12 protein-coding genes are annotated in these 14168 nt (G+C 68.3%); 6 read left to right on the forward strand and 6 right to left on the reverse strand.

The genetic code is table 11. The features are described from left to right. Positions 1 to 48 precede the first annotated feature (48 nt). Positions 49 to 696, forward strand: coding sequence for a ribosome biogenesis GTP-binding protein YihA/YsxC (gene yihA / locus WFQ67_RS02105; protein ID WP_173174797.1), 648 nt, complete (start codon positions 49 to 51; stop codon positions 694 to 696). 251 nt (positions 697 to 947) lie between these two features. On the opposite strand, the gene polA is transcribed toward yihA, so the two are convergent. Next, positions 948 to 3695, reverse strand: coding sequence for a DNA polymerase I (gene polA, locus WFQ67_RS02110; protein WP_263151905.1), 2748 nt, complete (start codon positions 3693 to 3695; stop codon positions 948 to 950). Positions 3696 to 3772: 77 nt separating this feature from the next. Here polA and WFQ67_RS02115 point away from each other — a divergent pair, with 77 nt between their 5' ends. After that, positions 3773 to 4057 (forward strand): DUF2782 domain-containing protein, encoded by a 285-nt coding sequence (locus WFQ67_RS02115; RefSeq protein ID WP_111259321.1) that lies wholly within the window; start codon positions 3773 to 3775, stop codon positions 4055 to 4057. A 32-nt stretch (positions 4058 to 4089) separates the two neighbouring features. Further along, the gene (locus WFQ67_RS02120; protein ID WP_213627519.1) at positions 4090 to 5040 is read left to right on the forward strand and encodes a homoserine kinase; all 951 of its coding nucleotides are present in this window, start codon (positions 4090 to 4092) and stop codon (positions 5038 to 5040) included. Here the strand turns inward: WFQ67_RS02120 and WFQ67_RS02125 are convergent. The 4 genes from WFQ67_RS02125 to WFQ67_RS02140 form a co-directional block, all read right to left on the reverse strand. After that, positions 5037 to 6116 (reverse strand): DUF4419 domain-containing protein, encoded by a 1080-nt coding sequence (locus tag WFQ67_RS02125; protein ID WP_213627517.1) that lies wholly within the window; start codon positions 6114 to 6116, stop codon positions 5037 to 5039. The genes WFQ67_RS02120 and WFQ67_RS02125 overlap by 4 nt on opposite strands. Positions 6117 to 6456: 340 nt before the next feature. After that, positions 6457 to 7143: a TSCPD domain-containing protein gene (locus tag WFQ67_RS02130; protein ID WP_021219853.1), complete on the reverse strand. Its 687-nt coding sequence runs from the start codon at positions 7141 to 7143 to the stop codon at positions 6457 to 6459. 15 nt (positions 7144 to 7158) lie between these two features. Beyond that, a complete protein-coding gene (locus WFQ67_RS02135; protein ID WP_213627513.1) occupies positions 7159 to 9294 on the reverse strand; it encodes an adenosylcobalamin-dependent ribonucleoside-diphosphate reductase in 2136 nt (711 codons plus the stop codon). A gap of 167 nt (positions 9295 to 9461) precedes the next feature. Further along, positions 9462 to 10376 carry a zinc ABC transporter substrate-binding protein gene (locus tag WFQ67_RS02140; RefSeq protein ID WP_337056055.1) on the reverse strand — a complete coding sequence of 305 codons (915 nt, stop codon included), beginning with the start codon at positions 10374 to 10376 and terminating at the stop codon, positions 9462 to 9464. A gap of 63 nt (positions 10377 to 10439) precedes the next feature. On the opposite strand from WFQ67_RS02140, the gene WFQ67_RS02145 reads away from it, so the two are divergent. The 3 genes from WFQ67_RS02145 to znuB are packed head-to-tail and all read left to right on the forward strand — an operon-like array spanning position 10440 to position 12518. After that, the gene (locus WFQ67_RS02145) at positions 10440 to 10940 is read left to right on the forward strand and encodes a Fur family transcriptional regulator (RefSeq protein ID WP_173174775.1); all 501 of its coding nucleotides are present in this window, start codon (positions 10440 to 10442) and stop codon (positions 10938 to 10940) included. Beyond that, the gene (gene znuC / locus WFQ67_RS02150) at positions 10937 to 11740 is read left to right on the forward strand and encodes a zinc ABC transporter ATP-binding protein ZnuC (protein ID WP_337056056.1); all 804 of its coding nucleotides are present in this window, start codon (positions 10937 to 10939) and stop codon (positions 11738 to 11740) included. Before WFQ67_RS02145 ends, znuC begins: the two co-directional genes overlap by 4 nt. Further along, positions 11733 to 12518 carry a zinc ABC transporter permease subunit ZnuB gene (gene znuB / locus WFQ67_RS02155; protein ID WP_021219858.1) on the forward strand — a complete coding sequence of 262 codons (786 nt, stop codon included), beginning with the start codon at positions 11733 to 11735 and terminating at the stop codon, positions 12516 to 12518. Before znuC ends, znuB begins: the two co-directional genes overlap by 8 nt. Here the strand turns inward: znuB and WFQ67_RS02160 are convergent. After that, positions 12515 to 14161 (reverse strand): GMC family oxidoreductase, encoded by a 1647-nt coding sequence (locus tag WFQ67_RS02160; protein WP_337056057.1) that lies wholly within the window; start codon positions 14159 to 14161, stop codon positions 12515 to 12517. The two genes, znuB and WFQ67_RS02160, sit on opposite strands and share 4 nt — an antisense overlap. Positions 14162 to 14168 lie beyond the last annotated feature (7 nt).

Genomic DNA, 14168 nt, shown 5'->3' on the forward strand with positions numbered 1-14168 from the left:
GAAACGAAACAGCCCCCTGCGACACCGCGTCGCACCCGTGGACACCTCATGTCATTCAAGAACCCGATCATCGGCCTGTGCCAACAGGCCCGCTTTCTCATCAGTGCCGCCAAGGTCGACCAGTGCCCTCCCGACGAAGGCCTGGAAGTGGCGTTCGCCGGGCGTTCCAACGCCGGCAAGTCCAGCGCGCTGAATACGCTCACCCACGCCAGCCTGGCGCGCACCTCGAAGACCCCGGGGCGCACCCAACTGCTCAACTTCTTCTCGCTGGACGAGCAGCGGCGCCTGGTCGACCTGCCCGGCTACGGCTACGCCAAGGTGCCGATCCCGCTCAAGCAGCACTGGCAACGCCACCTGGAAGCCTACCTGAGCAGCCGCGAAAGCCTGGCCGGGCTGATCCTGATGATGGACATCCGCCACCCGCTGACCGACTTCGACCGCCTGATGCTCGACTGGTCCGCCGCCGGCAACATGCCCATGCACATCCTTCTGACCAAGGCCGACAAGCTGGCGTTCGGCGCCGCGAAGAACGCGCTGCTCAAGGTCCAGCAGGACATCCGCAAGGGGTGGGGCGAGGGCGTGACCATCCAGCTGTTCTCGGCGCCCAAGCGCCAGGGCGTCGAGGAAGCGCAAGCGGTGCTGGCCAACTGGCTGCAACTGGGCGAGGAATTCGAGCAGGTCGAGCCGGAAGCCTGAATCGCAGGCAAAAAAAACCCCGAGCTTCGTATGGGGAGGGGGAAGTTCGGGGTTCAAGTCTGAACCGCTAGGGCGGGGTCCAGATATCTGCCAACACTAAACACAGCAAAAGGAGCATCGAAGGCTTCACCAGCCATTCCCGAACTCTGACTCTGTGCCTAGCGGAAAAGTTCACCCTCTCTCTGAAATCCGTTCGTTATGAAGGCCTCCGGCGTTATGCGCCGGAGGCCTAAGCCAGAGCTGGCGCCGCCTCAGTGCGCCTCGTCCCAGTTGTCACCCACCCCGACTTCCACCAGCAGCGGCACATCCAGCTGCGCCGCGCCGCTCATCAAGGGGCGGATGGCCTCGCGCACCTGTTCCACCAGGTCCTCGCGCACCTCCAGCACCAGTTCGTCGTGCACCTGGAGGATGACCCGCGCGTCCAGGCCGGATTCGCTCAGCCAGTTATCCACAGCCACCATGGCGCGCTTCATGATGTCGGCGGCCGTGCCCTGCATCGGCGCGTTGATCGCGGTGCGCTCGGCGCCCTTGCGCATGGCCTGGTTCTTCGAGTTGATCTCGGGCAGGTACAGGCGCCGCCCGAACAGTGTCTCGACGAAGCCCTGCTGCGCGGCCTGCTCGCGGGTGCGTTCCATGTAGGCGAGCACGCCGGGGTAACGGGCGAAGTAGCGGTCGATGTACGCCTGGGATTGCTTGCGATCGACGCCGATCTGCTTGGCCAGGCCGAAGGCGCTCATGCCGTAGATGAGGCCGAAGTTGATCGCCTTGGCGCTGCGGCGCTGGTCGTTGCTCACCTGCTCCAGCTCGACGCCGAAGACTTCCGCCGCCGTGGCCCGGTGCACGTCGCGGTCGTGACGGAAGGCGTCCAGCAGGCCTTCGTCCTTGGCCAGGTGGGCCATGATGCGCAGCTCGATCTGCGAGTAGTCCGCCGCCAGCAGCTTGTAGCCCTTGGGCGCGACGAAGGCCTGGCGGATGCGCCGGCCCTCGGCGGTGCGGATCGGGATGTTCTGCAGGTTCGGGTCGGTGGAGGACAGCCGCCCGGTCGCCGCCACCGCCTGGTGATAGGAGGTGTGGATGCGCCCGGTGCGCGGGTTGATCTGCTCCGGCAGCTTGTCGGTGTAGGTGCTCTTGAGCTTGCTCACGGTGCGGTACTGCATGATCACCTTGGGCAGCTCGAAGTCCTGCTCGGCCAGCTCCGCCAGCACGTTCTCGGCGGTCGACGGCTGGCCGGTGGCGGTCTTGGACAGCACCGGCAGGCCGAGCTTCTCGTAGAGGATGGCACCGAGCTGCTTGGGCGAGCCGAGGTTGAACTCCTGGCCGGCCAGCTCGTAGGCCTGGCGCTCCAGCTCCACCATGCGCGTACCCAGCTCGATGCTCTGCTGGCCGAGCAACCTGGCGTCGACGTAGGCGCCGTTGCGCTCGATACGCGCTAGCACCGGCACCAGCGGCATCTCGATGTCGCGGAACACGGAGGCCAGCGACGGCGTGGCCTCCAGCTTCTGCCATAGGGTCTGGTGCAGGCGCAGGGTGATGTCGGCGTCCTCGGCGGCGTAGGGGCCGGCCTGCTCGATGGCGATCTGGTCGAAGGTCAGCTGCTTGGCACCCTTGCCGGCGATGTCCTCGAAACGGATGGTGCTGTGGCCGAGGTACTTCAGCGACAGGCTGTCCATATCGTGGCGGGTCGCGGTGGAATCCAGCACATAGGACTCGAGCATGGTGTCGAACGCGATGCCCTGCATGAGGATGGGCGTCGAGGCGTTGGCCAGGACGTTCATGTCGTACTTCGCGTGCTGGCCGATCTTGCCCTTGGCCGGGTCCTCCAGCAGCGGCTTGAGGGCCTCGAGCACGGCGTCGCGGTCCAACTGCTCGGGCACGCCCATATAGGAGTGGGCCAGCGGCACATAGGCCGCCTCGTGCGGGCTGACGGCGAAGGACACGCCGACCACCTGCGCCTGCTGCGGGTCGAGGCTGGTGGTCTCGGTGTCGAAGGCGAACAGCGGCGCGTCCTGCAGCTTCTTCAGCCAGGCATCGAACTGCGCCTGATCCAGCACGGTTTCATAGCGGGTCTCGACCGCTTCGGCCGGCTGCACGGGCGGCGGCAGCGTCTCGCCGGCGGCCTTGGCCTGGCGCTGCAGGTCGTCCAGGCCGGTCTTGAATTCCAGGGTGCGGTACAGCTCGGTCAGGGCTTCCACATCCGGCTCGCCGGGGTGCAGCGCCTCGATCTCGACGTTCAGCTCGACGTCGCACTTGATGGTGGCCAGCTTGTAGGAGAGGTAGGCCATCTCCTTGTGCTCCTCGAGCTTGGCCGGCAGGCCCTTGGCGCCGCGGATCGCCAGCTCGGGCACCTTGTCGAGGCTGGCGTAGAGCACGTCCAGGCCGCCACCGACGCCGGTCAGCAGGCCCAGGGCGGTCTTCTCGCCGACGCCGGGCACGCCGGGGATGTTGTCGACCTTGTCGCCCATCAGGGCCAGGTAGTCGATGATCAGCTCAGGACCGACGCCGAATTTCTCTTTCACGCCATCGATGTCCAGCACGCTTCCGGTCATGGTGTTGACCAGCGTAATGTGCCCGTCGACCAGCTGCGCCATGTCCTTGTCGCCGGTGGAGATCACCACCGCGCGCCCCAGCGCCGCGCTCTGCCGGGCGAGGGTGCCGATCACGTCGTCGGCCTCCACGCCCTCCACGCACAGCAGCGGCAGCCCCAGTGCGCGCACGGTGGCGTGCAGCGGCTCGACCTGCACTCGCAGCTCGTCCGGCATCGACGGCCGGTTGGCCTTGTACTCGGCGAACATCTCGTCACGGAAGGTCCCGCCCTTGGCGTCGAAGACCACCGCGAAGGGGCTGTCCGGGTACTGCTTGCGCAGGCTTTTCAGCATGTTCAGCACGCCCTTGACCGCGCCCGTCGGCAGGCCGGCGGAGGTGGTCAGCGGGGGCAGGGCATGAAAGGCGCGGTACAGGTAGGAGGAACCGTCCACCAGGACGAGAGGGGCTTGGCTCATGCGTGAATTCAACCTTTATTCGCCGGACCCGCAGTAGAATGGCCCGATCATTGACGATAAGGGACAAGGTTACCACCATGCGCGCCATCAACCGCCTGTTGCTTGCCAGCCTGCTGGTCGTCGCCCCGGCCGGCGTATTCGCCGCCGACGACGCCCCCTCTGCCGAGCCCGACGTGACCATCCGCCAGGACGGCGACAAGACCATCCAGGAATACCGCGTCAACGGTTTCCTCTATGCCATCAAGGTCACCCCCAAGGGTGGCAAGCCCTATTTCCTGGTCCGCGCAGACGGCGACAGCAACTTCATCCGGTCGGACAACCCGGACATGCTGATCCCGCAGTGGGAAATCTTCAGCTGGTAAGGCCGTCGTGCCGGCCGTAACAAGGTAGTCCAATGTCCGTTTTCACCCCGCTCGAACGCCCCGAACTCGAAACCTTCCTGGCCCCCTACGGGCTGGGGCGCCTCAAGGACTTCAAGGGCATCGCCGAAGGCTCGGAGAACAGCAACTTCTTCGTCAGCCTGGAGCGGGGTGAATACGTGCTGACCCTGGTGGAGCGCGGCCCCAGCCACGACCTGCCGTTCTTCATCGAACTGCTCGACGTGCTCCACGACGCCGGCCTGCCAGTGCCCTACGCCCTGCGTACCGCCGACGGCCAGGCCCTGCGCGAGCTGGCGGAGAAGCCCGCGCTGCTGCAACCCCGGCTCGCCGGCAAGCATGTGCGCGAGCCCAACGCGCACCATTGCAGCGAGGTCGGCGCACTGCTGGCCCGCCTGCACCTGGCCACCCGCGAACACCCCATCGAGCGCAAGAGCGACCGCGGCCTGGACTGGATGATCGAAGAGGGCCCGTCCCTCGCCCTGCAACTGGACGACGCCGCGCTGCCTTTATTGCGTGACGCCCTGAAGGAAATCGCCGAGCTCAAGCCGCGCATCCTCGCCCTGCCCCGCGCCAACCTGCACGCCGACCTGTTCCGCGACAACGTGCTGTTCGACGGCCCGCACCTGGCCGGGCTGATCGACTTCTACAACGCCTGCTCGGGGCCGATGCTCTACGACCTGGCGATCTGCCTGAACGACTGGTGCTCCGACGACGAAGGCCGCCTGGACGCCCAGCGCGCCCGCGCCCTGCTCGGCGCCTATGCCGCCCTGCGCCCCTTCAGCGCCGCCGAGGCGGAACTCTGGCCGACCCTGCTGCGCGTCGCCTGCGTGCGCTTCTGGCTGTCGCGCCTGATCGCCGCCAACGCCTTCGCCGGCCAGGACGTGCTGATCCACGACCCCGCCGAATTCCAGCGCCGCCTGGCCCACCGCCAGGACGTGCACCTGCCGCTGCCCTTCGCCCTCTAGGCGGCGGGCTCCTCCACCACCGCCCAGCCGAACGCCGGGTACAGCGCGCCGTCCGCGTCGCGCTGGGCCACGCCGAACAGCCCGCCCACCAGCCGCGCGTCGCGCCTGGTGCCGGTCGTCAGGTCATCGATCAGCAGCACCGCGCTCACCAGGCTCTTGGGTATCGCCTGCAGACCCGGCCCCTGGGCCTGGTCCGCCATCAGCCAGTCACCCGGGATCGCCGCTGCACGCGCCCGCTCGAAGCGCACCTGCCAATCCCCCAGGTAGGGGTTGGGCTGCAGCGCGTCCGTCCAGGGGTCGGTGAGGTAGGGGAACAGCGTGAGGATCCAGCCGGTCAGCTCCGACGGGCCCGAACCGCTGCGATAGCGGAAGAAGGACTCCCAGAAGGCCCGGTCGACTTCGCCGGAAGCCGTGCGGGCGATGGCTTCCAGCACCGGCTTCAGGCTCGCGACCCAGGCGCCGAGGCCGTAGCCCTCCAGTACGGTGAAGCGCTCGATGATCAGCTGCCAGTCATCCTCGCTGCCCTGCAGCTCGATCTCGGGGATACCGCAGCCGGCCAGCATCTCGTAGTCGAAATAGCCGCTGAAGGCATCCATCCAGCACAGCGAGAAGGCGGCGCTCTCGATGGGGCCGGTGGTGGAGAAGGCCGTGGCGATGAAGTCGGAGAACTGCGGGATCTCCCCGGCGATCTGCCGGGAGAAATCACCGAACAGCTCGACCCACCGGCTCTTGTCGGCAAAGGGATAGTCGGGGCAGAACACCGAGAGCTTCTTCTTGCCCTGGTGGCTCACCAGATCGGGCCGGAGCTGCTCGCCGTGCAGCGCCATGTGGTTGGCGAAACCCTGGGCGATGCAGAACCAGATGTCGTCCGGGCGGATGACCAGCGGGTGGTGCCCATAGAAGGCCCGGCAGGCGGCCTTGGCGAAAGCGTTGCAGTTGTCCTCCTCCAGCAGCTCGGCGGCCATGCAGTCCAGCGCCTCCACCGGCCGGTTGAGCAACGCGCGCATGACCGTATCCGCCGGCACGGGCCGATAGCGCGCGCCGTGTTCAACATCCGAGAGGGTGAAGCGGATCATTCGGGCTCTCCCTGAACCTGGAAAAGGCGACATGTTGCCGGTTTGCCGAATGTGGTGCAGCTACCCCAGGCCTCGCTATCAGGGGTAGACGATGCATGGGCTGGAACGTCGCAGGTGCGCGCAGCACACCCTACGTGGGCTCCGAAGCCCGGATTGAGACTCGATGTAGCCTGGGCTTCAGCCCAGGAAATATGCGCTCAGGCGCAACGCATGCGTGTCCGTGTGAAGGTGAAGCCCGCTGTGGACATCCCTGTCGGTACTCCGCTGCCTCGGTTCGACCCCGGCCCGGCCATCCTTGGCCGGGCGTTCGCCCTTCAAAACGCATGCGTTTTGAGCGGGCTCACCCACATTTCGAGTGCCCGCAGTTGAGGCAGGTGGCACAGCCGTCCATCTGCACCACCGCCTGGGTGTTGCACTTGCCGCAGAGCTGGGAGCCGGGCGGGAAGCCTTCGCCGGGTTCGGCGGTGCTGGTCCCCAGGCTGGCTTCGTAGGCGGCGCGTTTCTCGGCGAGGTAGAGCTTCTGTTCCTCGCCCAGTTGCTGGCCTTCCATCAGGCCGATGGCGATCAGGTGGCGTTCGAGCACCGCGCCGATCTCCGCCACCAGCGAGGGCATGTAGATGCCGCCGCGCTTGAGGTAGCCGCCGCGCGGGTCGAACACCGCCTTCAGCTCCTCCACCAGGAAGGTGCAATCGCCGCCCTTGCGGAACACCGCCGACATGATGCGGGTTAGGGCGACGATCCACTGGAAGTGCTCCATGCCCTTGGAGTTGATGAAGATCTCGAAGGGCCGGCGCTGCTCGTAGGCCGTGCCGGGGTTGAGCACGACATCGTTGATGGTCACGTACAGGGCATGCTCGAACAGCGGCGACTTGATCTTGTAGGTGGCACCCACCAGGGTTTCCGGGCGCTGCAGGGTCTCGTCCATCTGCACCACGGCGGCCGCTTCCTCGGCGGCCAGGCGCACACGCTCGGCTTCCACGTCGACCACCTTGAAGCCCTTGATCTTCTGGCTGATCTTCACGCTCATCGCTGCCTCCGCGAATCAGTACTTGCCGTAATAGCCTTCTTTCAAGGCGTCGAAGAGGTTGGCGGCGGTGTGCAACTCACCGTCGTACTCCACCTGCTCGTTGCCCTTGAGCTCCACCACGCTGCCGTCTTCCAGTTCGAAGCGGTAGCGTGTCTTCTCCAGGTCCGCGTCTTTCACCAGCACGCCCTGGAAGGCCGCCGGGTTGAAGCGGAAGGTGGTGCAGCCCTTGAGTCCCTGGCGCCAGGCGTAGCGGTAGATGTCCTTGAAATCCTCGAAGGGGTAGTCGGTGGGCACGTTGGCGGTCTTGGAGATGGACGAGTCCACCCACTTCTGCGCCGCCGCCTGGATGTCCACATGCTCGGCCGGGCTGATGTCGTCGGCGGCGACGAAGTAGTCCGGCAGCTTCTGCGCCGCCGTCTCGGCCCCCGGCACGGCGCGGGCGTTGACCAGGGTGCGGTAGGCCAGCAACTCGTAGCTGCACACCTCGATCTTCTCCTTGGTCTTGCGCCCGGGGCGGATCAAGTTGCGTGAATAGGCGTGGGCGAAGCTCGGCTCGATGCCGTTGGAGGCGTTGTTGGCCAGGCTCAGGCTGATGGTGCCGGTGGGGGCGATGGAGCTGTGGTGGGTGAAGCGCGCGCCGACCCGTGCCAGCTCCTCGACCAGTTCCGGCGCGTACTCGGCGACGCGCTGCATGTAGCGCGAGTAGCGCGCATGCAGCACGCTGCCCGGCACCTCGTCACCCACCTTGAGGCCGTCCGCGGCCATCTCCGGGCGCTTGCGCAGCATCTCCGCGGTCACCGCGAAGCGCTTCGCCAGCAGCGGCGCGGGGCCTTTCTCCCGGGCCAGCTCCAGGGCCTGCTGCCAGCCCACCAAGGCCATCTCACGGGCCACTTCCTCGGTGAACACACAGGCCTCCGGGCTGCCGTAGCGCAGGCGCAGCAGGGTCAGTGCCGACCCCAGGCCGAGGAAGCCCATGCCGTGGCGGCGCTTGTCGGTGATCTCCTCGCGCTGCTGTTCCAGCGGCAGGCCGTTGATCTCCACCACGTTGTCGAGCATGCGGGTGAAGACCCCGACCACCTCGCGGAAGCGGTCCCAGTCGAAGCGCGCGTCCTCGCTGAAGGGCGCCTCGACGAAGCGGGTCAGGTTGATCGAGCCCAGCAGGCAGGAGCCGTAGGGCGGCAGCGGCTGCTCGCCGCAGGGGTTGGTGGCGCGGATCGCCTCGCACCACCAGTTGTTGTTCAGGTCGTTGACCCGGTCGATGAGGATGAACCCCGGCTCGGCGTAGTCGTAGGTGGAGACCATGATCATGTCCCACAGGTGCCGAGCCTTGAGCCGGCCATAGACGCGGCAGGCCACCAGAGCGTCCTCGCGCACCTGGTAGCCCTCGTGCACCGGCCACTCACGCCAGACCACCTGCTCGGGGTCGCCCAGGTCGACCTCATCCAGCTCCTTGGCGTGCACGGGGAACACCAGGGGCCAGTCGCCATCGGCCTCCACCGCCTGCATGAAGCCGTCGGTGATCAGCAGGCTGAGGTTGAACTGGCGCAGGCGGCCATCCTCGCGCTTGGCACGGATGAACTCGCGCACGTCCGGGTGGCTGACGTCGAAGGTGCCCATCTGCGCGCCCCGGCGCCCACCGGCGGAGCTCACGGTGAAGCACATCTTGTCGTAGATATCCATGAACGACAGCGGCCCGCTGGTATGCGCGCCGGCGCCGGAAACGTAGGCGCCACGTGGGCGCAGGGTGCTGAACTCGTAGCCGATGCCGCAGCCGGCCTTCAACGTCAGTCCGGCCTCGTGGACCTTGGCCAGGATGTCGTCCATGGAGTCGTGGATGATCCCGGAGACCGTGCAGTTGATGGTGGAAGTGGCCGGCTTGTGGCCCAGGGCGCCGGCGTTGGAGATGATCCGCCCGGCGGGGATGGCGCCGTTGCGCAGCGCCCAGAGGAAGCGTTCGTACCAGTGCCCGGGGTCGTTCGTCTCGACCTCGGCCAGGGCCTTGGCGACCCGCTGCCAGGTGTGGTCGAGCGTGGCGTCGACCGGGGTGCCGTCCTTGTGCTTGAGCCGGTACTTGCTGTCCCAGATGTCTTCGGACGCGGCCTGCAGGGCGATGCCCTCGCGCGCCTGGATCGTGGTGCCTGTCTTGGCCATTCGCCGGAACCTCCTGTCGCCTGGATGAACCTTTGGAAGGGGCTCACCCTATCAACATGTAGTGCCAGATCGATGACGCACATCAACATCTTGTGTCACCGCCGCAAAACCCTCGGTGACACCTTAGTCCTCGGAACGCCTCCCCGCCGGGCGTTCCGTCCGATCCTTCAGAGCTTTTCCAGGCAGCCCGCCAGGCCGGTGCCGAGGCTCTCCAGCAGCGCCTCGTAGCCTCCCGCGTCCAGCGGCGCCTGCATGCCCAGGGCATCCAGTTCGGCCAGGCGCACCGGCAGGCCGGCGGTCAGGGTCTCGGCCAAGCGCGGGCGCACCGGCGGCTCGTTGAACACGCAGCTGGGCCCGGCCTGCTGCAGACGCGCGCGCATGACGGCGACGTGGCGGGCACCGGGCTGCACCTCGGCGGCGACGCTGAAGACCCCGGCGTGGCGCAGGCCGTAGGCGGCTTCGAAGTAGTCGAAGGCCTCGTGGAAGACGAAGAACGGCTTGCCGGCGACGGCGGCCATCCGTGCCTTGAGGCGCGCATCGAGCTGGTCCAGGCGCTCGCCGAAGGCCTTGAGGTTGGCCTGGTAGCGGGCGGCGTTGGCCGGGTCGGCGACGGCCAGGTCGGCGGCCATGCGCGCGGCGATCACCCGGGCGTTGGCCGGCAGCAGCCAGAGGTGGGCGTCGAGTGAGCCGGGGCGGTGATCGTGGTCATGCTCGTGTTCGTCCTCGGCCTCGTGCTCGTCATGGCCGACGGCCTCGAAGTGGCGCAGGGTCATGCCGGGCAGGGATTGCACCGCCACCGCCGGCTTGCCGCGCCCTTCGAGCACGCGGGGGAGGAAGCCTTCCAGGTCCGGGCCGACCCAGTACAGCAGGTCCACCTCGCGCACCCGCCGCACGTCGGAGGGGCGCAGCGCGTACTGGTGCGGCGAGGCGCCCGGAGGCAGCAGCACCTCGGGTTCGCCGACGCCGTCCTGCACCGCGGCGGCGATCAGTTGCAGCGGCTTGATGCTGGCCAGCAGGCGCACTTCGGCCTGGGCCGGGATGGCCAGGCAGGCAAGGACGATGAGAACGAACAGACGCGACACGGGAAAAGACTCCGGCTCGAAAGCGTAATAGAATAACGTCTCTTTGCCCGGACGTCGCCGCCCATGCTCAAGCCCATCAAGACCAAAGCCCCCCTGGCCTGCCTGCCCCACGACCACTCCCATTGCGTGCGTGATGCCCTGGCCGAAGCCGAGGTGCTCTGCGCTCGCGACGGCCTGCGCCTGACCACCTTGCGCAAGCGCGTGCTGGAGCTGGTCTGGGCCAGCCACAAGCCGCTGGGCGCCTACGACATCCTCGGCGTGCTCACCGAGGAAGACGGTCGCCGCGCCGCGCCGCCCACCGTCTATCGGGCGCTGGATTTCCTCCTGGAAAACGGCCTGGTGCACCGCATCGCTTCCCTCAACGCCTTCGTCGGCTGCAACCACCCGGGCGAGGCCCACCAGGGCCAGTTCCTCATCTGCCGCGAATGCCAGACCGCCATCGAGCTGGAACAGCCGACCATCAGCGACGCCATAGTCGCCAGCGCCCAGGCCGTCGGCTTCGCCGTGGAAGGGCAAACCGTGGAGATCGTCGGCCTCTGCGCCACCTGCCGGGAGGCGGCATGAGCGATGCGCTGATCCGCCTCGACGGCGTCGGCGTCAGCTTCGCCGGCCAGGCGGTGCTGCAGGACGTCGGACTGAGCCTGAAGCCGGGCGAGATCGTCACCCTGATCGGCCCCAACGGCGCCGGCAAGACCACCCTGGTGCGCACCGTGCTCGGCCTGCTCAAGCCCGAGCGCGGCAGCGTCTGGCGCAAGCCGCGCCTGCGCATCGGCTACATGCCGCAGAAGCTCCAGGTGGACGCCACCCTGCCGCTTTCCGTACTGCGTTTCCTGCGCCTGGTGCCGGGGGTGGACCGCGACGCCGCCCTGGCCGCGCTCAAGGAAGTGGGCGCCACCCATGTCATCGACAGCCCGCTGCAGAGCGTTTCCGGCGGCGAGCTGCAACGGGTGCTGCTGGCCCGCGCGCTGCTGCGCCAGCCCGAACTGCTGGTGCTCGACGAGCCCGTGCAGGGCGTCGACGTCGCCGGCCAGGCCGAGCTCTACCGCCTCATCACCCGCCTGCGCGACCGCCTCGGCTGCGGCGTGCTGATGGTCTCCCACGACCTGCACCTGGTGATGAGTACCACCGACCAGGTGGTCTGCCTGAACCGCCACGTGTGCTGCTCCGGCCACCCCGAGCAGGTCAGCTTCGACCCGGCCTTCGTCGAGCTGTTCGGCCAGGACGCCAAGAGCCTCGCCGTCTATCACCACCACCACGATCACGCCCACGACCTGCACGGCGAGGTCGTGGCCACCCCCACCTTCCCCGAGGGCACCCGCTTCACGCCCGTCCACACGCACGGCCCCGACTGCAACCATGGCTGATTTCCTCGTCAACGCGCTTCTCGCCGGCCTCGCCCTGGCCCTGGTGGCGGGCCCGCTCGGCTCCTTCGTGGTCTGGCGGCGCATGGCCTACTTCGGCGACACCCTGTCCCACGCCGCCCTGCTGGGCGTCGCCCTGGGCCTGATGCTCGACGTCAGCCCGACCCTGGCGGTGACCGTCGGCTGCGTGCTGCTGGCCGTGCTGCTGGTCACCCTGCAGCAGCGCCAGCCGCTGGCCTCGGACACCCTGCTGGGCATCCTCGCCCACAGCACCCTGTCCCTGGGCCTCGTGGCCCTGAGCTTCATGAGCGAAGTGCGCATCGACCTGATGGGCTACCTGTTCGGCGACCTGCTGGCGGTGAGCCCCACCGACCTCGCCTGGATCCTCGGCGGCAGCGCCCTGGTGATGCTGATCCTCATCCCGCTGTGGCGGCCGCTGCTGGCCATCACCGTGCACGAGGAGCTGGCGCGGGTGGAAGGCCTACCCGTGGCGGCCATCCGCCTGGCGCTGATGCTGCTGATAGCCGTGGTCATCGCCGTCGCCATGAAGATCGTCGGCGTGCTGCTGATCACCTCGCTGCTGATCATTCCCGCCGCCGCCGCCCAGCGCCACGCGCGCACCCCGGAGCAGATGGCCGCCGGTGCCAGCCTGCTAGGCCTGGTGGCGGTGTGCGCCGGCCTGGCGCTGTCCTGGTTCAAGGACACCCCCGCCGGCCCCTCCATTGTCGTCTCGGCGGCGGCGCTGTTCCTCCTCAGCTTCGCCCTGCCCAAGCGCGCCTAGCCGCTCACCGCCTGCGCCACGGCCGCCTTCAGGGGGCCCGTGGCGGCATCTTCCAGGATCATCCGCGCCGCCTTCTCGGCGATCATCAGGGTCGGCGAGCAGGTGTTGCCGGAAACGATGGTCGGCATGATCGACGCGTCCACCACCCGCAGCCCCGGCACCCCGTGCACCCGCAAGCGCGCATCGACCACCGCCTCGCGGTCGGCGCCCATGCGGCAGGTGCCCACCGGGTGGAAGATGGTGGTGCCGATGTCGCCCGCCGCCCGGCGCAGCTCCTCCTCGCTCTGCAATGCCGCACCCGGCAGGTATTCCTCGGGACGGTAGCGCGCCAGGGCCGGCGCGGCGGCGATGCGCCGAGTCAGGCGGATGGCGTCGGCGGCCACGCGCAGGTCTTCCTCCTCGCTCAGGTAGTTGGGCTGGATCAGCGGTGCGGCACTGGCCTCGGCGGCGCGGATGTCCACGCGCCCCCGGCTGGCCGGGCGCAGGTTGCACACCGAGGCGGTGAAGGCCGGGAAGGCATGCAGCGGCTCGCCGAAACGCTCCAGCGACAAGGGCTGCACGTGGTATTCGAGGTTGGCCCTGTCCTGCTCCGGGCCGCTGCGGGCGAAGGCGCCCAGCTGGCTCGGCGCCATGGCCAGCGGCCCGCTGCGGCTGAGCAAATAGCGCAGGCCCATGCCGGCCTTGCCCCAGAGGCTGCCGGCCAACTGGTTGAGGGTGGGCACGCCGCTGACCTTGAAGATCAGCCGCAACTGCAGATGGTCCTGCAGGTTGCCGCCGACACCCGGCAGCGCGTGGCGCACGCCGATGCCCAGCCCCTCCAGCAAGGGCCGCGGGCCGATTCCCGAGCGCTGCAGCAGGGTGGGCGAACCGATGGCCCCGGCACTGAGGATCACCTCGCGCGCGCGGAATTCGCGGGCCTGGCCCTGCCAGCGGGCCAGCACGCCCCGCGCGCGGCCATCCTCCAGCAGCACCCGCTCGGCCTCGACGCCGGTGAGCACGGTGAGGTTGGGTCGTTGCCGCGCCGGGCGCAGGTAGGCCTTGGACGCATTCCAGCGCACCCCGGCGCGCTGGTTGACCTGGAAGTAGCCGCAGCCTTCGTTGTCGCCGGTGTTGAAGTCCTCCACCGGGGCGATGCCGGTTTCGCCCGCCGCCGCGCGGAAGGCGTCCAGCAGGTCCCACGACAGGCGCTGGCGCTCCACCCGCCATTCTCCGCCGGCGCCGTGGTGCTCCGAGGCGCCGCCGTGGTGGTCCTCGCAATGCTTGAACAGCGGCAGCACGTCATCCCAGCCCCAGCCCGGGTTGCCCAGGGCGGCCCAGTGGTCGTAGTCCGCCGCCTGGCCGCGCATGTAGATCATCCCGTTGATCGACGAACTGCCGCCCAGCACCCTTCCACGCGGGTAGCCCAGCGCGCGGCCATTGAGGCCCGGCTCGGCCTCGGTGCGGTAGCACCAGTCGGTGCGCGGATTGCCGATGCAATAGAGGTAGCCCACGGGGATGTGGATCCAGGGATGGTTGTCGCGTCCCCCGGCTTCCAGCAGTAGAACCCGGTGCCGCCCGTCGGCCGAAAGCCGGTTGGCCAGCAGGCAACCGGCGGGGCCGGCACCGACGATCAGGTAGTCGTGAGGGCTGTTGTCAGGCTGCATGGGGACC

The sequence above is a fragment of the Pseudomonas sp. USHLN015 genome (assembly GCF_037153275.1).
Lineage (GTDB): Bacteria > Pseudomonadota > Gammaproteobacteria > Pseudomonadales > Pseudomonadaceae > Metapseudomonas > Metapseudomonas tohonis.